Annotated in this window: 20 protein-coding genes; 4 read left to right on the top strand and 16 right to left on the bottom strand. The window is 45.0% G+C overall.

All coding sequences use genetic code 11. The features are described 5' to 3' along the window. Positions 1–30 precede the first annotated feature (30 nt). Positions 31–2,145 (bottom strand): fatty acid oxidation complex subunit alpha FadJ, encoded by a 2,115-nt coding sequence (gene fadJ / locus QMY49_RS02745; protein ID WP_005447996.1) that lies wholly within the window; start codon positions 2,143–2,145, stop codon positions 31–33. Further along, complete coding sequence (gene fadI, locus QMY49_RS02740) at positions 2,145–3,452, bottom strand: acetyl-CoA C-acyltransferase FadI (RefSeq protein ID WP_005433092.1); 1,308 nt, start codon at positions 3,450–3,452, stop codon at positions 2,145–2,147. Before fadI ends, fadJ begins: the two co-directional genes overlap by 1 nt. A gap of 631 nt (positions 3,453–4,083) precedes the next feature. Between fadI and QMY49_RS02735 the strand changes: the two genes are divergently transcribed. The 4 genes from QMY49_RS02735 to QMY49_RS02720 all read left to right on the top strand — a co-directional run bounded on the left by QMY49_RS02735 (position 4,084) and on the right by QMY49_RS02720 (position 8,564). After that, positions 4,084–4,659, top strand: a complete 576-nt coding sequence (locus QMY49_RS02735; RefSeq protein ID WP_026000239.1) for a sigma-70 family RNA polymerase sigma factor — start codon at positions 4,084–4,086, stop codon at positions 4,657–4,659. Continuing rightward, a complete protein-coding gene (locus QMY49_RS02730; RefSeq protein ID WP_009698563.1) occupies positions 4,652–5,383 on the top strand; it encodes a DUF3379 domain-containing protein in 732 nt (243 codons plus the stop codon). The genes QMY49_RS02735 and QMY49_RS02730 overlap by 8 nt, the downstream gene beginning before the upstream one ends. A 298-nt stretch (positions 5,384–5,681) precedes the next feature. After that, positions 5,682–6,962 (top strand): outer membrane protein transport protein, encoded by a 1,281-nt coding sequence (locus tag QMY49_RS02725; RefSeq protein WP_045489676.1) that lies wholly within the window; start codon positions 5,682–5,684, stop codon positions 6,960–6,962. A 309-nt stretch (positions 6,963–7,271) separates the two neighbouring features. Next, on the top strand, positions 7,272–8,564 hold the full coding sequence (locus QMY49_RS02720) for an outer membrane protein transport protein (protein ID WP_283312698.1): 1,293 nt from the start codon (positions 7,272–7,274) through the stop codon (positions 8,562–8,564). A gap of 90 nt (positions 8,565–8,654) precedes the next feature. On the opposite strand, the gene QMY49_RS02715 is transcribed toward QMY49_RS02720, so the two are convergent. The 14 genes from QMY49_RS02715 to QMY49_RS02650 form a co-directional block, all read right to left on the bottom strand. Then, a complete protein-coding gene (locus QMY49_RS02715; protein ID WP_009698566.1) occupies positions 8,655–9,434 on the bottom strand; it encodes an MlaA family lipoprotein in 780 nt (259 codons plus the stop codon). Positions 9,435–9,632: 198 nt separating this feature from the next. Further along, complete coding sequence (gene ccmI / locus QMY49_RS02710) at positions 9,633–10,850, bottom strand: c-type cytochrome biogenesis protein CcmI (protein WP_005447982.1); 1,218 nt, start codon at positions 10,848–10,850, stop codon at positions 9,633–9,635. Next, a complete protein-coding gene (locus QMY49_RS02705; protein WP_005447981.1) occupies positions 10,850–11,335 on the bottom strand; it encodes a cytochrome c-type biogenesis protein in 486 nt (161 codons plus the stop codon). The genes ccmI and QMY49_RS02705 overlap by 1 nt, the downstream gene beginning before the upstream one ends. Further along, positions 11,332–11,886, bottom strand: coding sequence for a DsbE family thiol:disulfide interchange protein (locus QMY49_RS02700; RefSeq protein WP_005447979.1), 555 nt, complete (start codon positions 11,884–11,886; stop codon positions 11,332–11,334). Before QMY49_RS02700 ends, QMY49_RS02705 begins: the two co-directional genes overlap by 4 nt. After that, positions 11,887–13,872, bottom strand: coding sequence for a heme lyase CcmF/NrfE family subunit (locus QMY49_RS02695; protein WP_005447977.1), 1,986 nt, complete (start codon positions 13,870–13,872; stop codon positions 11,887–11,889). Beyond that, entirely contained in the window at positions 13,869–14,354 is a 486-nt protein-coding gene (ccmE, locus tag QMY49_RS02690; RefSeq protein WP_005447975.1) for a cytochrome c maturation protein CcmE, read from the bottom strand. Before ccmE ends, QMY49_RS02695 begins: the two co-directional genes overlap by 4 nt. Beyond that, positions 14,351–14,557, bottom strand: coding sequence for a heme exporter protein CcmD (gene ccmD, locus QMY49_RS02685; protein ID WP_005447974.1), 207 nt, complete (start codon positions 14,555–14,557; stop codon positions 14,351–14,353). The genes ccmE and ccmD overlap by 4 nt, the downstream gene beginning before the upstream one ends. An 11-nt stretch (positions 14,558–14,568) precedes the next feature. After that, positions 14,569–15,312, bottom strand: a complete 744-nt coding sequence (locus tag QMY49_RS02680) for a heme ABC transporter permease (RefSeq protein WP_005447972.1) — start codon at positions 15,310–15,312, stop codon at positions 14,569–14,571. A gap of 109 nt (positions 15,313–15,421) precedes the next feature. Beyond that, entirely contained in the window at positions 15,422–16,090 is a 669-nt protein-coding gene (gene ccmB, locus QMY49_RS02675; RefSeq protein WP_005447970.1) for a heme exporter protein CcmB, read from the bottom strand. A 1-nt stretch (position 16,091) separates the two neighbouring features. Then, the gene (ccmA, locus tag QMY49_RS02670) at positions 16,092–16,709 is read right to left on the bottom strand and encodes a cytochrome c biogenesis heme-transporting ATPase CcmA (RefSeq protein WP_005447968.1); all 618 of its coding nucleotides are present in this window, start codon (positions 16,707–16,709) and stop codon (positions 16,092–16,094) included. 199 nt (positions 16,710–16,908) lie between these two features. Further along, on the bottom strand, positions 16,909–17,400 hold the full coding sequence (locus tag QMY49_RS02665; protein WP_005447967.1) for a DUF2802 domain-containing protein: 492 nt from the start codon (positions 17,398–17,400) through the stop codon (positions 16,909–16,911). A gap of 14 nt (positions 17,401–17,414) precedes the next feature. Next, positions 17,415–17,909 carry a chemotaxis protein CheW gene (locus tag QMY49_RS02660; protein WP_005438733.1) on the bottom strand — a complete coding sequence of 165 codons (495 nt, stop codon included), beginning with the start codon at positions 17,907–17,909 and terminating at the stop codon, positions 17,415–17,417. Positions 17,910–17,945: 36 nt separating this feature from the next. Further along, complete coding sequence (locus QMY49_RS02655; RefSeq protein ID WP_283312694.1) at positions 17,946–19,097, bottom strand: chemotaxis protein CheW; 1,152 nt, start codon at positions 19,095–19,097, stop codon at positions 17,946–17,948. Beyond that, a complete protein-coding gene (locus QMY49_RS02650) occupies positions 19,087–19,866 on the bottom strand; it encodes a ParA family protein (RefSeq protein ID WP_005448395.1) in 780 nt (259 codons plus the stop codon). Before QMY49_RS02650 ends, QMY49_RS02655 begins: the two co-directional genes overlap by 11 nt.

Below are 19,866 nucleotides of genomic sequence, written 5' to 3'. Positions count from 1 at the left end.
TGCAAGCCTTTCTATTTTTGGCGCTAGCCATTAATCGTAGAAGTTACGACCTTCACCCGCACGAGTGAGTAAGCCATCACATGGCGCGTAACGATCACCGTATTTCGATGCAAACTCGTTCATTTTCTCAACCAGTTCTTTCAAACCGAATTGATCCATGTAACGGAATGGGCCACCTAAGAATGGTGGGAAACCAATACCAAAGATCGCGCCGATATCACCATCGCGTGGAGAACGGATAATACCGTCGTCTAAACAGCGAACCGCTTCGTTTAGCATTGGCAGTACACAACGCAATGCAATGTCGTTGTCGCTCAGCTTAGATTCTGGCGTCAGGTTCAATAGCTTGTACACGGACTTATCGACTTCTTTCTTCTTACCTTTGTAGGTGTAGAAGCCTTTCCCACTCTTACGACCTTTTCGACCGTCATTCAGTAGTGTGTCGAATACGTCTGGACCTTTAAATCGTTCGCCTAATTCGTTAACCAAGATCGGCATGATCTTAGCACCGATATCAACACCGACTTCATCCAACAATGTGATAGGACCAACTGGGAAACCAAAATCAAGCAGCGCACCATCAAGTTGTTCGATTGGCTCATTTGCCAGCAAGATGTGCGCAGCTTCGTTCATGTAAGGCGCAAGAATGCGGTTTACATAGAAGCCTGCTTTATCTTTCACGACAATTGGTGTCTTGCCCTGTTTCTTAGCAAGCGCAACAACCGTAGAAATGGTCTCTTCTGACGTAGTTTCATGAGGAATCACTTCCACCAGTGGCATTTTTTCTACCGGACTGAAGTAATGCAGACCGACGATGTTTTCTGGACGCTCTGCTTTTTCTGCAATTTTGTGAATTGGTAACGAAGACGTGTTGGTCGCAAAGATGGTCTCTGGTTTTGCATTCGCTTCAATATCCGCAACCATCGTCTGTTTAAGGTCAAGATCTTCAAACACCGCTTCAATAACCACATCAATATGATTGAAGCTTGTGAAATCAACGCCTCCAGACAGTTGCAGCATTTTCGATTGCAGGCCCGCTTTAGAGATAATACGGCGCTTACGCTGCTTTTCGAACAACTTATAGTTGTAGTTCAACGCGTTAAGCACGCCATCATTGCTGACGTCTTTAATACGTACTGGCACTTTCGCCTTCGCAACAGATACATGGCTGATGCCTGCCCCCATTAGACCACCACCCAACACGCCAACTCTGTTGACAGCTGCTGGCTCGGCTTCCGCACCGTTTTCTTTCTTCATTTCAGTGGTAGCAAAGAAAATAGAGCGCAGTGCTTTCGATTCCGAGCTCATCACCAATTCGCCAAAGCGCTTCGCTTCAAGCTCTTGACCTTGAGCAAAGCCTTTTTCAAGACCGTGCTGAATGACTTCGAGAATCGCAACCGTTGCTGGATAGTTACCGCGGGTCTTCTCATTGGTTTTCTTCGCGGCTTGCTCAAACACAAACTTACGACCTAAACCACTGCCCGACATCAACTTCTCTTTTGTCGATTGCTTCTTCTTACCTTTGTTCTTCCCTTTTTCGATAAGCTGCTTAGCTACATCAAGAAGAATCGTCTCTGGTACACACGCATCAACAACGCCAAGTTTTTTCGCTTTCTTGGCACGCAGTTGTTTACCTGTAAGGATGAGGTCTAGCGAAGGCAGCAGACCAATCAGACGAGGAAGGCGCTGAGTACCACCAGAACCAGGCAACAAACCAAGTTGCACTTCAGGCAAACCAAGACGCGTTTTATCAGAATCAGTACACACACGGTAATCACACGCTAACGCAAGCTCTAAACCACCGCCTAAACATGGACCGTGAATCGCAGCAACAACCGGATAAGGCAGATCAGACAGTTGCTGGAATAACTCTTGCCCCTGCTTAGCTAATGCTTCAGCTTCACTCGCCGTTGTGCACGCTTCAAGCATACGAACATCGGCACCGGCAACAAAGTTATCTGGTTTTAGGGAATGAATGATCATCCCTTTCACGCCGCTGGTGTCTTTTAGTTGAGCGAAGATCTCTTTCATCTCATCTGCAAACGCCGCTTGCAGCGTGTTCATTTTCTCATTTGGCACATCGATGGCTAGCCAAGCAATGTTCTGCTCATCAATCTTTAGACTAAATGCTTTTTGCTCGCTCATTACTCAACCTCCAAAATCATTGCTGCACCAAGACCACCTGCGGCACATGCAGTATTCAACGCAAGACCACCGCCACGACGTTTAAGCTCACGCAGCGTTTGCGTCATCATACGTGCACCAGTTGCGGCAAATGGGTGACCGTAGGCAATGGAACCGCCAAGGACGTTGAACTTATCCATATCGATTTCACCTATCGCTTTCGAGCGACCTAGGTTTTCTTGGGCAAATTTATCAGAAGCAAACATCTTTACGTTCGCCAATGCTTGGGCAGCAAAGGCTTCGTGCATATCGATAAGCGTCAGGTCTGAAAGCTCGAGACCTGTGTTCTCCAACACTTTTGCCGTCGCGTATGTTGGTCCCATTAGCATGTCCATTTCCACACCAATGGCTGAGAATGCATAACCGCGGATGTAGCCAAGTATTTCCATACCAAGCTCTTTCGCTTTGCCCTCGCGCATTAGCATCACAGCAGCACCGCCATCGGTTAATGGCGTACTGTTCGCGGCTGTTACGCTGCCATATTGACGGTCGAAAGCCGGACGCAGTTTTGCGTAGCCCTCTAATGTCGAATCATGACGAATGTTGTTATCTTCAGAGATCCACTTTTTGTAAGGTTCTGGGAAAGCGGTCATCACTTCGTCTTGAATTTTGCCGTCTTTCCAAGCTTGCGAAGCTAGAGAGTGAGAACGGTGCGCCAAAGCGTCTTGCTCTGCACGAGTAATGCCGTGTGACTTCGCCATTTGCTCAGCAGTTTGACCCATTGAAAGACCCGTCGAGTACTCGGCTACCGCTGGCGGTACTGGCATTAAATCTTTAAAGCTGAGTTTTTTGAGAATGTTGAGCTTTTGACCCAGCGTTTTGGTTTTACTTAGCGCAAGCAAGTTCGCGGCAAGTTTCTTAGAAACACCAATTGGTAAAACCGATGAAGAGTCCGCACCACCCGCGATACCAACATCAATGCTGCCCGCCATAATGCTCTCAGCAACATTGACTGCAGCTTGGAAGCTAGTCGCACACGCGCGAGTAACACTGTATGCGTCAGTGTGGATGTGCATTCCTGTACCAAGCACAATTTCACGTGCAATGTTTGGCGCTTCTGGCATTTGAACTACTTGTCCAAATACCACTTGTTCGATGAGTTTCGGATCGATGTCTGTGCGAGCAAGCATTTCGCTCACTACCATTTTGCCTAAATCGACCGCTGGCACCTGGCTGAACTCAGTGCTTTGACGAGCAAAGGGGGTTCGTAGCCCTGCGACAATAGCAACACGTTCACCGTGGCGTGTTTTCACTTCCTGCTTGCCCATTGTTTCTCCTTAAATACAAGAGGTCTGACCTGATGCATTGTAATCAGTTTGTTAAATTTATCAAACGTGCGTTTAAATAAACGTGAAGCGAGTAGATCTATTGCTCTAGTTCATTGATTCTTAGGCGATTAAGAATGATTAACTATAGTGAGTTAAAATGAAGAGAAGTGTGCGGAAGGTAAAATTGAAGCAAAAAAAAACCACACAAAACTGTGTGGTCGGAATATCTATAAAACAATTAACATACGCCAATTGTAAAATTAATCAGTTTCCTGATTAGGAGAAAGTAAAGTCAGCCTTCAAAAGGAAGTGTCATCTTGCTCAACATGTTAGTCGTCAATGACTAACTAGATGACAAGATGTACTATAGCCCCTTCACTGCATCAGATTTTGAAATAGATCAATTTTATGGTGATTTTATAGTTTCTGAACGTATCAAAGTACGAAAGAGTCTTGATCACTCTAAAATAGTTGCATGAAAACGCTTATTAAAACTATATAGAATAATTTATCATCACTTCAAATAAGTGCTTGATCATTGAAGAAGTATATTGTGCTGCTGCGACACTACATCTCGATGTAGTCGGATCGTTCATAAATACAATCGGTATATATGACCTCACAGAGCAAGATGGAGGCTCCTGTGGCAATATTTAAAATGTTTGGAAAGAAAAATTCCAACAGTCCGGTCAACTCTGATATGGACAGACAAAGAAAATACGAAGCTCTTGTTCGGGGCTATCACAGAGACTTGTATCGCTACGCTTACTGGTTATGCAAAGACAAGGCGATTGCAGAAGATTTGGTTCAAGAAACCTGTTTGCGCGCATGGAAGTCACTGGATAGTCTTCAAGATGAAAAGGCAGCAAAATCTTGGCTTATTACTATATTGAGACGAGAAAACGCGCGCCGCTTCGAGCGTAAACAATTTGATTTGGTTGATATCGATGACTACGGCAATGATGCTAAAGTTAGCGATGACCCACATCATCAGCAGGAATGGCTACAAGCTCAGATAATGAAGCTTGACGTCGAATACCGTGAGCCTTTGTTTCTTCAAGTTGTTGGTGGTTTCAGTGGAGAAGAAATCGGCAGCATTCTTGATCTAAACAAGAACACTGTAATGACGCGCCTTTTCCGCGCCCGTAATCAATTAAAAGAGATGTTGGATTCTCAAGATACTCAGAGAGGACAAAAAAATGGATGATTTAGAATTTCGTCGTCGTATTTTGTCGGATCCAAAACAGAAGGATGAAGAGATTCTTCAAGCTTTAGCTGAGAACGACGCTAACAGTAAGTTTGTTGATGACGTTTTGGATCTCGACCTTAAAATCAAGCAAGCCATGAATGTGGATGTGCCTGAAGATCTAGCCGACAAAATTCTGTTTAATCAAACGTCAAATGCGCTTGATGACGATAATGTGGTTAGACCGAACTTTGCTCGCAAAGCAATGGCATTGGCTGCATCGGTTGCTTTTACTGCTGGTTTATTGGTAGGTCAAATCAACTGGGGGAACGTTATTGTCTCTCCAGCTCAAGCGAGCCTAGCAGATACCGCAATGAAACACGTGGTGGCGGAAGAGTCATTTGTACGCAACCTCGATGAGGATGTTTCAAGCAAGCAAGTAAACGCGAAAATGATGCCGTTCCATTACCAACTTAATGGTAGCTTTCCATACCATGTTTACTACTTAAACCATTGCGGCTTTGGTGAGTCAAACGCCCTTCATATGGTTTTCCAAGGTAAAGAAGGCAAAGTAACCATGTTTGTTACTGACGTGAAGAGCGACCAGAAAGTCGATTTTGATAAAGATGGTATGAGCGGTGTTGTGAAGCCTGTGGGTAAAGCCAGCATGATTCTTGTTGGTAACAGCGGTGAAGACATCGATGCTATTGCAGCAAAACTTGCTCCAATGATGGAGCCGATGTAATAACTTCAGCGAAACGACACTACTAGCTACTAAAAAGCCGCTAAATTTCGAAATTTAGCGGCTTTTTGTTTATGAATAATACAAAAAGCATTCACGCCAACTATTGAGTTTAGAGTCAAAACTCTAAATTATGCACTTTAGATGCAATTTCCCGACATTTAGACATCATTTCTGCAATTTTTATTCAAATTTATCCAATGGTCGGATTTGTATGGTCCACTCTTAATACTACTATCTGCGCCACTGAGCAAAAGCTCAACTTATCGTCCAAAGAGACGAAACTAATAAGGAATAAAAAATGACTCAGAATACGCGTCTGTTTAAAAAGACTCTCCTAGCAGTGACGGTTGCAATGGCATCTGGTCAAGCAATGGCGGCTGGTTTCCAGCTAAACGCACAATCAGCGACTGGTATCGGTCGTGCATTCGCCGGTGATGCGGTAATTGCAGATAACGCTTCTGTAATGGCTCGCAACCCTGCGGCAATGGCTCTATTTGACAAAATGGAACTGTCAGTAGGCTTTGAAAGCATCACTTCGATGATTGAAGTTAAAGATGCAAAATACTGTGGTGTTCAATGCCAAGCAACAAACGGCTTGGTTAAACCAACAGATTCAAATTATGACGATGCTGGCGATACTTCTATTGCACCAAATATCCACCTTATCGTGCCAGTTAACGACAAGTTTGCATGGGGTGTAAACGCATACTCTAACTTTGGTACTAAAACAGAATTCGGTGATAGTTTTGTTGCAAAAGAATACGGCGGTCTTACCGACGTTAAAAGTGCAAACTTCGGCGTTGCAGGTTCTTATCGCCTAAACGATCAATGGAGCTTTGGTGCTGGTCTGGACCTAATCTATGGTGAAGGTACGATGAAGCGTGAACATGGCATGCTTGGTACACTTGTAGACGTAGATAAAGCTGATGGTTGGGCTGTAGGCTTCAACCTAGGCACTGTGTATGAATTAGATGAGAACAACCGTTTTGGTTTGTCTTACCGCTACAGCCCAGAAATGGAAGCAGAAGACGACAAAGGTCAGAAGATCACATTGCCTCTACCAGATATGGCTGAGTTCTCAGGTTTCCACAAAATCACCGACACTAAGTTTGCAGTTCACTACTCTATCCAATACATTGGTTGGAGCGACTTTGACCAAATTGAGTTCCGCAACCTTAAAGGTTCTCCACTTGGCTCAAGCTACGACAAGCAGTATGCATGGCAAGATGGCTGGCACTACTCAATCGGTGGTACTTACTACCTAAACAATAGCTGGACACTTCGTACTGGTTACATGTACGACACAAGTGCTCAAGATTCACTAACTTCAGTATCAGTACCTGACTCAGACCGTCAATGGTTCTCTGCAGGTTTCACATACCATATCGATAGCAAGTCTAACGTCGACTTCGGCTTTACTTACTTGATGGGTAAAGATGTGAAAGTTAATGAGTCAACACCAAACCCAGCACATGTACCGGGCAACCCTTTAACTGGACCAGAAAACATTTCATCATTGTCAGCGACAACGCATGCAGATGCTATCCTATTCGGCTTACAATACAGCCGCAGCTTCTAAGCATCACGTAGCAAGCTAATATAAACACTCTCTATATAAAAGGCTGGAATTCCAGCCTTTTTTCTTATCTATCGTTTTACATTCACCCAATTTGGGCGCACACGTGTAATCAAAACTCACAATTATGACTCACAAGTGTTCGCTGAGTTTTTTTCACACCGCCATTACAGTTAGTTAGATATTCTGTATAGATTAAAATATATAGATAATTTACCTGAAAACACTGTTTTATTGGCTTTTCATTTTTAAAGTAATAACTCTAGACGTAAACTTTCGCCCCACGTTATAAATAACTCAGCGAACATTACAATGAAAACCAACAAGACTCTCCTATCAACAGCAGTGGCATTCGGTCTACTTAGTACTTCGGGCGTTGCAAACGCAGCAGGTTTCCAACTTGCAGAATACTCTGCGACTGGTCTAGGTCGTGCATACGCTGGTGAAGCGGCAATGGCTGATAACGCAAGTGCACAATGGCGTAACCCAGCTATGCTAACTTACCTAGAAGGCACACAAGTGTCTGTTGGCGCTATCTATGTAAACCCAAACATCGATGTTGATGGCACGTCGACTTACGTGAATGGTCCAAACGCTGCAAACTCTCATGACTTTGCACACGATGCTGTCATTCCGAACTTCTACTTTTCTCACCAATACAATGACAAATTTGCTATTGGCTTTGCCCTTGGCACTAACTACGGTATGGAAACGGACCTAGGTAAAGATTTTGCCGCAGCTAACTTTGGTAACCAAGCTAGCGTATTCTCAATGGAAGCGAACCTAAATGCAGCATACAAGCTAAACGAAAAGCTTAGTGTTGGTGGCGGTATCCGCTATGTCATGGCAGATGGCAGCTTCGGCGCAGTTATGCCACCACAGATGGGTGACAAGCTAGCAGGAACCACTCTTAAATACATGGAAGGTGACGATACGGCATGGGGCTGGCAAGTAGGCACTGCATGGCAAATCAACGCTAATAACCGTATTGGTTTTGCTTACAAATCTGAAGTAGATCTAACACTAGAAGGTTATGCAAAAGGTCTTGGTTTCAACCCAGCAGATCCAAGTGCTCATAAAAATGGCTCGATGGACCTAGCTCTGCCAGCAACAGCGGAATTAGCAAGCTACCATCAGTTAAATGAACAATTAGCGATTCATGCGAGCATCAACTGGACTAATTGGAGTAGTTTTAAAGAGCTAGTAGCCGACTTCCCAGGTGAAGCATCAAATTTGATCAAAGAAGAAAACTGGGAAGATAACTACCGCTTCGCTGTAGGTACTACTTACAAACTTGACCAAAAATGGACGCTACGCTCAGGTGTTGCATACGACACTTCTGCTGTGAGTGACGAAAACCGTACAGCTACTATCCCTGAAACGGATCGTCTATGGTTAAGTATTGGTGCTGGTTACGAATGGTCTAAGAATCTAACACTAGACGCTGGCTTTACCTATATTTTTGCGAAAGATGCTTCAATGTATGAAGGTCGCACTGATGGTATGCCACCAATGAAAGATCCTGCTACATTTGGTGGAGAATTCTCTGGTGAAGTAACAGGTAACGTATGGCTAATCGGTGTTCAAGCGAACTACAAGTTCTAATCTGAACGCTATTTATCGATAAAAGAAAGTTACCGATAAAAAGAAAGGCTTGGTTTTCACCAAGCCTTTTTGTTTTTCTGTATAAAGCGATTAGAAGTCTTCTTCTAAATACTCGTCTAAGTACGCTTCTTCTTCCGCATCTACTTCATCAGTCGTACTGATTTCTGCTTTAAAGTTTTGACGTTGAATGTAAACGTCACGAGTTAATACATATGGATCAGGCGATGCTTCAAGCTGTGCTTCTTGTGGTACTAACAGAGCTCGTTTTTCCATACCTTCCAGCGCCCATTTACCTAAGCCTGCCCAGAAGTTTAGGTATGAAAGTGGCAAGTACATACCATCCACAGTGTCTGTCACTTCACGCAATGTATATGGACCGTAGCCCGGTACCATAAAATATGGACCGTTACCTACACCATAGTGACCAACCACACTACTAAACTCTTTGTTGTCGTACTTGGTGATACCAGCAGCCGTTGCAACGTCAAACAGACCTAAGATACCGAATGTCGAGTTAATCCAGAAGCGGTTAAAGTGATCAACGGCTTTAGTGCCATTTCCCATAACTAGGTTATTCACCACACTCGCAGGTTCGTCTAAGTTAGCTAGGAAGTTAGCAATACCAGAGCGAATTGGCACAGGCGTGTAATCAACATACGCAAGAGACACTGGGCGAACTAAATACGGGTCAAGATAATCGTAGTTCAGTTCCCACATTGTGCGGTTGAAACTTTCCAATGGGTCATAAACATCAGAAGTTGTTTGATTAGTTTCGTTTTCTTCTGTTACCGCTTCCTCGGGTGCAGTTGAACAGCCAACCAGTCCAACAGCGAACAGCAACAAGAAGATGGATTTACCCTTGTTATACATTCTACGTTCCATAACGACGATTAATACCCCTAAATGACCTGTGTTTTACGTACGTTTAGTACTTTGGAAAAAGTCATTTGGGTATATAAGTAAAGGCCAGCATGCGCTGGCCTTTATTATTCTACTCGATAGTTGGTAGTCATACCACAAAACCGTCCTAACAATCCTTAAGTGTCAATTATTAGAGACGTTCATGAATTATTGATACTGTTTATCTATCATCACTTCTACTGGCTGACCAAAATCAACGACTTGGCTTTCACCATGCCAATCTTGGTCACGAGTTGCAACGTTACCATCCGAGTCAACACGAACGCGAACCATCAACTTATCTAGAGAAGATAGCTTCTGACCGTCCATCATCGCATTACCATCATCTAGTACAACTGTACGAGGGAATGTACCTAATGGGTAGCGAGCTGCCGCGACAGGCATCGGAGAACCATCTGCGCGATGTACTGACACAATCAATACCGCATTTGGATCAAGTTGAGCTTCTGGAGCTACGTTAATAGTCACTGCCACACTCTTGTCTGGAGAAACCGCTTCACCCATTTGCTTACGTGCACTTTCGATACTGCGACCTAGCATTTCATAGCGGCTATCTTCAGGACCGATCATTTGCTGCATGATACCCCAATACTTAATCGCGGCTGGGAAATCTTGGCGCTCAAATGCATCAAACGCAAGCAGAGAGAAGACACGTAGGTCAACGTAATCTTGTTGCATCAGTTTACCAAGCAGAGAACGAGCCGTAGCTTGATCCATCTCGTCTTGGGAAAGCATCAGAGCTTGTGCGTAACCAAGTTGAACATCTGGATCTTTTGGTTCTAGCTTGTACGCTTTTTCCATTGCATCAATGGAAGTCGTCACATCTCGGTTCGCCAAAGCAATACGACCTAATAGCAACCAACCGGTTGAGTCTTCAGGTTGGTAATGCAGGCGTGTACGCAGAGCCAAAGAGAGATCAGCCATTTCATCATCACTGAGTGGCTCAGATGCTGCAGACATTAGCTTTTTAGAAAGTTCAGGAAGGTTATCGTTTACTTCCTGCCACTTCACAACGTCTTGAGATGCGCCAAACTTGTAGTAAAGACCGTAGCTCAATACCACTGTCAAAATCACTGACGGGATCAAAACAGCAATCGGAGAAACATGTGTTTCCTTTTGCTTTTTATCACCAGGGATATCGTCCAGAAGAGATTGCTTCAGATCGGAAATCAAATCATCTTGGCTCTCGACTAGACCTTCGTCTGTTTCTTCAGCAAGCTCAGATAGGCGGTCTTTATAGAACGCTTTGTTAAGCTCATCACGTAACACTTCATCGTTGTTGGCTTTTTGCTTAAGCAGCGGCAGTGCAACTAAGACACAAGCTATCAGCGTAAGAACAACGGTAGAAACCCAAAATAGTGTCATTACTTCTTATCTCCGTTGTTCTCTTCATCAAGCAATGATTTGAGACGCGCTTCTTTTTCCTCGTCCCATTGTTCGTTACTTGCTTGAACTGCTTTTGCTTTTGATTTACGGCTACGCAGCACGATTAAACCAAAGCCACCTAATACCACTGCTAGTGGACCTAGCCACAGAATTGCAGTCGCAAAAGTAAACGGAGGATTGTACGTTACGAAGTTGCCGTAACGAGCAATCATGTAGTCCACGATCTCATCTTTCGACTTACCTTCTTTGGTCATTTCGTACACCTTATGGCGTAAGTCTTGAGCCAATTCTGCATTCGAATCAGAGATGGTGTTGTTCTGACATTTAGGACAACGAAGAGTATGACCAAGCTCTTTGAACTGCTGTTCTTGCTCTAGATTGTCAAACTCATACACTTCAATCGCTGCATGAGCAGCAAGAGAAAATGTCATCGCAGCAAAAGCCGCTAAGAAAAACTTTCTCATTGCTTCGCCTCCTCAACCAACTTGGTGTACAGCGGCTCCAACGTTTCCGCCCAGTTGCGAGGGTTTACATCACCAACATGACGGTAACGGATCACACCGTTTGCATCGATGATAAATGTTTCAGGAGCGCCATATACGCCAAGGTCTAGACCTAGCATGCCGCTACCATCAAACAAGCTGATTAGGTATGGGTTGCCTAGGTCATTTAGCCAACCCACTGCTTTGTTGCGATCATCTTTGTAGTTCATGCCGATGATCTTCACACCTTTCCCTGCAAGCTCATTGAGGTACTTATGTTCAGCGTAACAAGTCGGACACCAAGTCGCCCAAACGTTAAGCAACAGTGGTTCGCCTTTAAAGATCGACTGATCGTACTGTTTACCAGGTTCAGCTAAATCCTCTAGATGGAACTCAGGTACTGGCTTACCAACCAGTACTGACTCAAGTTTCGTTGGATCGTCACCCTCTTGGTTGCGAACCAACTGAGTTGCGAAGATACCCGCCAATACCATGAAAGCTACCAACGGGATAAATAAGACTTTCTTATTCATTTATTTTGCCTCCTGCTCCGCTAGCTTTGACTTATCGCCTTTCTTAGCCGTTTTGCGGAAGCGGTAACGTCTATCAGAGATAGCAAGAGCACCACCCAAAGACATGATCAATGAACCAGCCCAGATCCAACGAACGAATGGTTTGTAGTAAATACGAACCGCCCAAGAACGGTTATCTTCTAGACGCTCACCCATCGCAATATATAGGTCGCGAGTGATACCGCGGTCGATTGCCGCTTCAGTCATCATCGACTTCGCTGTACGGTAGAAACGTTTTTCAGCGTGCAACGTGTTCACATACTTACCATCATTCGTGATTTCAAAGTCTGCGATGTAACCATCGTAGTTTGGACCATCTTTGTCACGTAGACCTGAGAAGTAGAAATCATAACCGTAAATCTTGAAGTGCTCACCCGGAGCCAAACGCACGTCACGTTCGATACTGTAGTTTTGCACCATCGCAATACCAATCACAGTAACGGCTAGACCAATGTGACCAAGCATCATTGCCCAGTGGCTACGTTGAAGTTTACGAACACCTTCGCCGAAGCTGTGGCGGTGAGTAGCACGCTCGTACAGTTCAAAGCCATGCATTGCAATGATCCAGATTGCCATTACCCAACCGATGTAAGCCATCGCTGAGAAGAAATCGGCGAACAGGAATACACACACAGCACCTAGTGCGAAAGCAAGCACACCAGAAACAATCATTGGCTTAATAAGCTTAGATAGATTGTCGCGCTTCCAACGAATCATAGGACCAATACCTAGTAGGAAGGCGAACGGCATCATCAACCACGCAAACAGCATGTCGAAGAATGGTGCACCGATAGATACTGAACCAAGACCAATTTGTTTGTGAACCAATGGTAATAAGGTACCAACCAATACTACGACTAGCGCAGCAATCAGAAGCACGTTGTTAGCAAGCAGCGCGTTCTCACGCGACACCAAATCGAAATTACCACGTACGCGAACCGCTGCCCCTTTCACTGCGAATAGCAGGAGTGAGCCGCCGATAACAAAGACTAGGAAACCTAGGATAAACATACCGCGTGATGGATCAGACGCGAACGCGTGTACCGATACCAAAATACCGGAACGCACTAAGAAGGTACCTAACAAACTCAAAGAGAATGCAGAGATAGCAAGAAGTACCGTCCACGCTTTAAATGTACCGCGTTTTTCGGTTACCGCTAGAGAGTGCATCAGTGCTGTACCCGCTAGCCAAGGCATGAATGATGCGTTTTCTACTGGATCCCAGAACCACCAGCCACCCCAGCCAAGTTCGTAATATGCCCACCAAGAACCTAGTGCGATACCTAGTGTTAGGAATACCCAAGCAGCGGTTGTCCAAGGACGAGACCAACGAGCCCAAGCCGTATCAAGACGACCAGTCATCAAAGACGCAATCGCGAACGAGAAGGCAACCGAGAAGCCTACGTACCCCATGTAAAGCATAGGTGGGTGAACAATCAAACCCGGGTCTTGAAGAAGCGGGTTCAAGTCACGACCATCTACCGGGAAGAACGGCAAAGTGCGTAGGAACGGGTTCGAAGTCAGGATGATAAATAGTAGGAAGCCCACTGAGATCATGCCCATTACCGCAAGTACACGCGCAACGGATTCTTGTGGCATACCACGGCTGAAAGTAGCGACCGCGACTGTCCACGCAGCTTGGATAAGTACCCAAAGCAGTAGTGAGCCTTCGTGCGCGCCCCAAACAGCCGTTAAGCGGTAGTACCAAGGCAGTTGGCTATTTGAGTTACTTGCAACGTATTGGAGCGTAAAGTCGTTGGTGTAGAATCCCCAACATAAAATCGCAAATGAGAAAAACAGCATGACGAACATCGACCATGAAAGTGGTCGTGCTGTGTTCATCAGCATAGTGTTGTTATTTGATGCACCCCATAACGGCAATATGCTTAGCAACAATGCCATTGCTAGCGAAAGTATGAGGGCAAAGTGACCGATTTCAGCAATCATTGGCCGCTTCCTTGTTTCTGTTCTGATGTGTACTGCAGAGGCTCGTGAGTCTTCTTCATTGCTTCTGCAATTTCAGGTGGCATGTACTCTTCATCGTGTTTTGCCAACACTTCAAAAGCTTTTACGGTTGTTGCGTCTTCAAGAACACCTTGAGCAACAATACCCTGACCTTCGCGGAACAAATCAGGAAGAATACCTTCGTACACGATCGTCACTTTAGGACCCACGTCGTGCAGATCAAAGCTCACTTTTAGTGACTCTGGGTCACGGCGAACTGAGCCTACAACCACCATGCCGCCGATACGCAAACGCTGACCAACTTCTGGTTTAGTACCGTCAGGTTTACCATTTACCAATTCCGTCGGCGTGTAGAATAGATCCATATTTTGGTTCAACGCATAAAGCATCAAACCGATGGTTGCACTAATACCGATAAAGATAGCCAGAACGATGCCTAGCCTCTTTTTACGTCTCGGGTTCATAACGTGTTCTCCATATTCTTCGCCGCGTCGACTCGCGCTTGACGATCAATTTTCGCTTTCACTTCTTTTAACAACGCATCCCCACGGCGGATACTCGAAATTAAAAGAATGATCATAGATAAGAAAGTAATACCAAACGCGCTCCATACGTAACCTGCGTAGCCACCCATGGCAAAGAGTTCGCTCAGAGATTCAAAATGCATATTCAATTACCTCACTGAGTTTTTTCAGCCGCGAGTTTTTGCACCCAAGGGCGATGACTCTCTTTGCTGATAATTTCGTTACGGAAGCGCACCATCGTTACCGCGCCAAAGAAGAACGCAAAACCAAAAATGTTTAGCAGCAACGGCCAAAGCATATTGGATGAGATGGATGGTTTTTCAAATTTGGTGATTGTCGCGCCTTGGTGAAGCGTATTCCACCACTCAACAGAGAAGTGGATAATCGGTAGGTTGACCACACCAACGATTGCCAAAATACCCGCCGCTTTTGCCGCTGTCTTTTGATCGTCAAACGCGTGGTAAAGTGCAATAACACCAAGGTATAAGAATAGAAGAATAAGTTCAGAGGTTAGACGAGCATCCCATACCCACCAAGTGCCCCACATAGGTTTACCCCAAACGGCACCCGTTAACAGAGCAATAAAGGTGAATACCGCACCAATAGGCGCCATGGCCAGTGCTGCCATGTCAGATAGACGTACTTGCCAAACCAAGCCGATAAATGCAGCTATAGCCATCGACATGTACACGCCCATAGACCAAATAGCCGAAGGTACGTGGATGTAAATGATTCGGAAACTATCGCCTTGCTGGTAATCCGAAGGTGCAAATGCGAGCCCCCAGACGGTACCAACCGATAGGCATACGAGGGCCAATACAGAAAACCAAGGAAGAAACTTACCGCTCAGGTGATAAGCTGCTTCTGGCTTGGCATAAGGATGTAGCCATTTCCACATGTTAAGTTCTCACTCTTACTTCAGGGACACTGTCCAGAGGGTCGAGACCGTAGCAGTGCTTTAATAATAATTCTTTGATCAAACGTCGCTAAACGCGCACTTTACTGAGTTAGTTAACACTAACTCTCAATGCTGCGCTGATGGCGAATGGTGTGAGAGTGACAGCCCCCATCAACATTGCGCCTAAAATCGCTAATTGCCCGTTATACGCCATACCCAGTGCTGCGGCATCAATCGCGGACGTAGCGAAAATTAAAATTGGGATGTAAAGCGGGAGAATTAGCAAACTTAAAAGAACGCCGCCTTTTTGTAACCCAACAGTCAGTGCTACACCAATAGCACCGATAAAACTCAACGTCGGTGTACCGATGACCAATGTCAGTACAACAGACAGCCAAGTATTAAAATCAAGAGATAATAGAATCGCCAACAATGGACTGATTAAGATCAGAGGCAATCCCGTTAACAACCAGTGAGCTATGACCTTGGAAATCACAACAAGTTGCAGTGGGATCGGCATTAGCATCATTTGCTCAAGCGCACCATCTTGATAATCATCACGGAATAGACGTTCTAATGATAATAAGGCGGATAGCAACGCAGCAACCCAAACAATGCCTGCTGCAATACGTGCTAACAAATTAGGCTCTGGACCGATGCTAAGAGGGAAAAGTGTGATAACAATGATGAAAAACCACAAAGGGTTCAAGATGTCTGCTTGACGGCGAAATGCAATCAAAAGCTCGCGGCGGATAATGGTCGACATTGCCGAAATCATATTAGTCACCCAGTTTTATTTTTCTAAGTTTCGGGCTGTCTGCAAACATATCTTGGTGTGTCGTTAAAATCACAATGCCACCATTGTCTGCATGATTTGCAAACAACGATTCAAGCACCTTCACACCTTGCTTATCGATTGCAGTTAACGGTTCGTCCAAAATCCATAAAATTTGATTACTTAGCCACAGTCTTGCCAATGCAACGCGACGCTGCTGTCCTGCAGAAAGTTGTGCTACAGGCACATCTTCTCTGCCTGCAAGACCCACTTGGGTTAAAGCAGCAAAGATTTCTTCATCTGAGGAACGATTATTATGGATAGATTGGTAAAAGCGTAGGTTTTCAAACGCAGTAAGTTCGCGTTTAACGCCAGTTTGATGCCCTAGGAACAAAAGGTCCTGATGGAAAACATCACGAGACTTTTCAACCTCTTCGCCTTTCCATTTGATGATGCCTTCTTCTCTGTCCCCTAACCCTGTCACAATACGCAGCAATGTTGTTTTGCCTGTACCGTTACGTCCTTCAATCTGGACCAACTCTCCAGGTTTAATTTCGAATTGCAGGTTTTCAAACAGGACCCTGTCATCACGGATCGCAGTTAGGTTAGAGACTTCTAACATAGGGCTTCAACTAAAAAATGAACGAGTCGCTATATTAGCACAGCTTAGTTGTGACAAAACAGGATAAGAAAGCGATGATGTATGTAAGTTCGTGAGTTTTTGTTAACTTATAGTCACATTTTAATAAAAATAACCATAAGTGATTATAAGTTTTTATTTTAAAAATAAAAAAAGAAGCCGAAGCTTCTTTTTTCATTCTTTATCGACGTCGTCCACGAGGTGGGTATGTCGGATCATCTGATGGTTGACCGCTAAGTGGAGGGATCTTCTCTTGACCTGCCAGTTTTTTCTGCAGAGAAAGCATCAATTCTGCTTCTGCTTTTGGCAATTCACACTCTTCAATCAACTCATTGATGTCAGCGCCAAGTTGAACCATTTTAGAAGCACGGCTGTACAAACGACCATCTGTATCTGCGTGCTCAAGTTCACGAATGCGCTCATTAAGATGTTGAATCACATCTTGTTGCTCAGTGACCTTTTGACCTAAACCAACGACCACTGAACGCACTTCCAACAATTGCTTGTTTAGCTTTTGCACTTCTTTTTCTGCGTGACGTGCTTGCGCACGCTGCTGGTCCATTTGCTTTTGCAGACCCGCACGAACGCGAATTTGCAACAAAAGCAAAATCAAGAAGGCAAATGCTAGACCGCCCACTAAGAGCGGTAAAGATAGGAAGGTTTCGTCAGCCATGATTCATCAGCCAATTATAGGTGAGCCATCTCATCCCATTCGTCATCAGTTAGCAGCTTGTTCAGATCAACAAGAATAAGTAGCTTGCCATCACGGTTGCTTACACCCTGGATGAATTTCGCGCTTTCGTCCGTACCTACAGAAGGCGTAGTGTCGATCTCAGAAGAACGTAGGTAAACAACTTCAGCGACGCTATCTACTAAGATACCGATAACTTGACGCTCAGACTCAATCACGATGATGCGAGTGTTGTCAGTAACTTCACCCTCCATCAAACCAAAACGTGAACGTGTATCGATAACCGTTACGACATTACCACGTAGGTTGATAATACCCAGTACGTAATCTGGCGCACCTGGAACCGGAGCGATTTCTGTGTAGCGAAGAACTTCGCGAACTTGCATTACGTTAATGCCGTACGTTTCTTCTTCTAGTTGGAACGTCACCCACTGAAGAACTTCGTCGTTCGATGTATCTTTCTTCACTTCTACTTCAAAAGCTTGAGACATAGTTAATCCTCGTAATTGTCGTTCCCGACCAAAAATCTAATTCAGTGATTTTACATCTAAACCAGCGTTTAGCATGTCTATAAGTGCTTGGACATGAATTAAAGCACACATTTTTTCTTTCACCATGCCCGCTAGCCAAGGGCGCTTACCTGCTTGTTCACGCCAACGGACTTTGTCGATATTGAGTGTCTCAGTACCCATTAATTGGTTACTTGCCAACCCCCACATGCTTTCACCAAGCATAACGACGTATTGGTAGTTATCTTTGTACTCTTCGTCATGAAGCTTATCAGCCATCACCCACCTCGCAGTGTCGACAACATCAAATTGTTGCTCACGACTGGTTTGCAAACCTAGGTACCATGCAGGACGACCAATCAAATGGTTCAGTTCCGTAATTTGATGGATACCACCGAGCTCATCAAGTGGAACGGCAAACGTCACACCATTAACATCAAAGTACAGCACCTGAAAATCTTCGCTACGTTGCGTGCTTTCCCAAGTGTTTGGCAACAGTGAGCCTGTTTCCGTTTCCAGTTCGGCTTCTGTCTCAATGTGCTGTTCGACTTCCACATCAGCTTCAACGTCAACTTCAGGCTCAAACGCTTCAGTTTCAGATTGAGTCCAAACTGGTTCTGGCTGCTCGGTCTCAACAGCAGGAATCAATTCTTCTTCGATATCCCACTCTTGAATTTCATCCACGGCAACTGCCGCAGCTTCGATTTCAATTTCTGGTTCGATTGATTTAGCTTCGGCTGCGATATCAATCGTGTTTTGATCCAAAATGTCATCGATATCCAACTCTGCCACTACATTGGTGGATTCCAGCTGGCTTAACAATCGTTGAACGTCTTCCAAATTAGGCGCTTCTAACTCAGGTGAGTAAGTATCGCTGTATTGGTACGACTCTGGTTCCGCGTATTGTATTTGTAATTTTGGCTCTGGCTCTGGCTCTGGCTCTGGCTCTGGCTCTGGCTCTGGCTCTGGCTCTGGCTCTGGCTCTGGCTCTGGCTCTGGCTCTGGCTCTGGCTCTGGCTCTGGCTCTGGCTCTGGCTCTGCAGATGATAGTTCTTGAGCGAGTAAGTCAAGCTCTTCTTCTTGCTCAATGACCTCGACCTCTTCGCCAAGCAATGCGCTGAAGTAATCATCGAGCGCCTGTTCACTGGAAAGTACGTCGTTATTGCTCATCGAACGCCAACCTCTCCAAGTAAATCAGCAGTTGCTTGTAAGCAAACACACCACGACTACCAGAAGCAAAGTGTGATGCTGGTAAATGCTTTAAGCTTGCATCACGGAATTTCGTGTCAATCGGCACCGCAGAAGTCCATACCTGATTAGGATAATCTTTCTTAAGCTGAGTCAGTGTCTGCAACGAAGCTCTTGTGCGCTTATCGTACATGGTTGGTACGATCGTCACTTTAAAGCCACCTGGACGAGACTTCTGCATAATGGTCAAAGTGCGCATCATACGCTCAAGACCTTTCATCGCTAAGAACTCAGTTTGAACAGGGATAAGGATACGATCACTGGCTGCTAGCGCATTGACCATCATTACGCCAAGAATTGGCGGGCAGTCGATCAACACATAGTCATAATCTTCTGCTACGGCTTGAAGCGCTCGTTTTAAGATCAAGCCCATGCCGCTGCGGTTTCCCATCACACGGTCAAGCGTTGCAAGTGACATATGTGCCGGGATGATGTCCATTCCTTCAAGTTCAGTCTCGACGATTAACGGCTTTACTGTCTCACGTGAAAACGTCTTCAATTGGAACAAATCAAACAAGCTCGACGTTACTGCATCCGGATCATAACCAAGGTAAGTCGTCAGTGACGCATGAGGGTCTGTATCAACCATCAATACACGATGACCTTTTTGGCTCAATAGCCCAGCCAACGTCACAGTTGATGTCGTTTTCCCTACCCCACCTTTTTGGTTAGCAACACTCCAAACGATCAT

Origin of the sequence: Vibrio harveyi (genome assembly GCF_030060435.1) — a bacterium.
GTDB classification, from domain to species: Bacteria; Pseudomonadota; Gammaproteobacteria; order Enterobacterales; family Vibrionaceae; genus Vibrio; species Vibrio harveyi.
The sequence above is the reverse complement of the archived record's forward strand: the minus strand, read 5'-3'. Positions and strand labels throughout refer to the sequence as shown.

Bases quoted from the DNA above. Each gene is read 5' to 3' on its own strand.
- fadJ (WP_005447996.1), bottom strand. From the start codon at position 2,145: ATGAGCGAGCAAAAAGCATTTAGTCTAAAGATTGATGAGCAGAACATT.
- fadI (WP_005433092.1), bottom strand. From the start codon at position 3,452: ATGGGCAAGCAGGAAGTGAAAACACGCCACGGTGAACGTGTTGCTATT.
- QMY49_RS02735 (WP_026000239.1), top strand. From the start codon at position 4,084: ATGGAGGCTCCTGTGGCAATATTTAAAATGTTTGGAAAGAAAAATTCC.
- QMY49_RS02730 (WP_009698563.1), top strand. From the start codon at position 4,652: ATGGATGATTTAGAATTTCGTCGTCGTATTTTGTCGGATCCAAAACAG.
- QMY49_RS02725 (WP_045489676.1), top strand. From the start codon at position 5,682: ATGACTCAGAATACGCGTCTGTTTAAAAAGACTCTCCTAGCAGTGACG.
- QMY49_RS02720 (WP_283312698.1), top strand. From the start codon at position 7,272: ATGAAAACCAACAAGACTCTCCTATCAACAGCAGTGGCATTCGGTCTA.
- QMY49_RS02715 (WP_009698566.1), bottom strand. From the start codon at position 9,434: ATGTATAACAAGGGTAAATCCATCTTCTTGTTGCTGTTCGCTGTTGGA.
- ccmI (WP_005447982.1), bottom strand. From the start codon at position 10,850: ATGACACTATTTTGGGTTTCTACCGTTGTTCTTACGCTGATAGCTTGT.
- QMY49_RS02705 (WP_005447981.1), bottom strand. From the start codon at position 11,335: ATGAGAAAGTTTTTCTTAGCGGCTTTTGCTGCGATGACATTTTCTCTT.
- QMY49_RS02700 (WP_005447979.1), bottom strand. From the start codon at position 11,886: ATGAATAAGAAAGTCTTATTTATCCCGTTGGTAGCTTTCATGGTATTG.
- QMY49_RS02695 (WP_005447977.1), bottom strand. From the start codon at position 13,872: ATGATTGCTGAAATCGGTCACTTTGCCCTCATACTTTCGCTAGCAATG.
- ccmE (WP_005447975.1), bottom strand. From the start codon at position 14,354: ATGAACCCGAGACGTAAAAAGAGGCTAGGCATCGTTCTGGCTATCTTT.
- ccmD (WP_005447974.1), bottom strand. From the start codon at position 14,557: ATGCATTTTGAATCTCTGAGCGAACTCTTTGCCATGGGTGGCTACGCA.
- QMY49_RS02680 (WP_005447972.1), bottom strand. From the start codon at position 15,312: ATGTGGAAATGGCTACATCCTTATGCCAAGCCAGAAGCAGCTTATCAC.
- ccmB (WP_005447970.1), bottom strand. From the start codon at position 16,090: ATGATTTCGGCAATGTCGACCATTATCCGCCGCGAGCTTTTGATTGCA.
- ccmA (WP_005447968.1), bottom strand. From the start codon at position 16,709: ATGTTAGAAGTCTCTAACCTAACTGCGATCCGTGATGACAGGGTCCTG.
- QMY49_RS02665 (WP_005447967.1), bottom strand. From the start codon at position 17,400: ATGGCTGACGAAACCTTCCTATCTTTACCGCTCTTAGTGGGCGGTCTA.
- QMY49_RS02660 (WP_005438733.1), bottom strand. From the start codon at position 17,909: ATGTCTCAAGCTTTTGAAGTAGAAGTGAAGAAAGATACATCGAACGAC.
- QMY49_RS02655 (WP_283312694.1), bottom strand. From the start codon at position 19,097: ATGAGCAATAACGACGTACTTTCCAGTGAACAGGCGCTCGATGATTAC.
- QMY49_RS02650 (WP_005448395.1), bottom strand. From the start codon at position 19,866: ATGATCGTTTGGAGTGTTGCTAACCAAAAAGGTGGGGTAGGGAAAACG.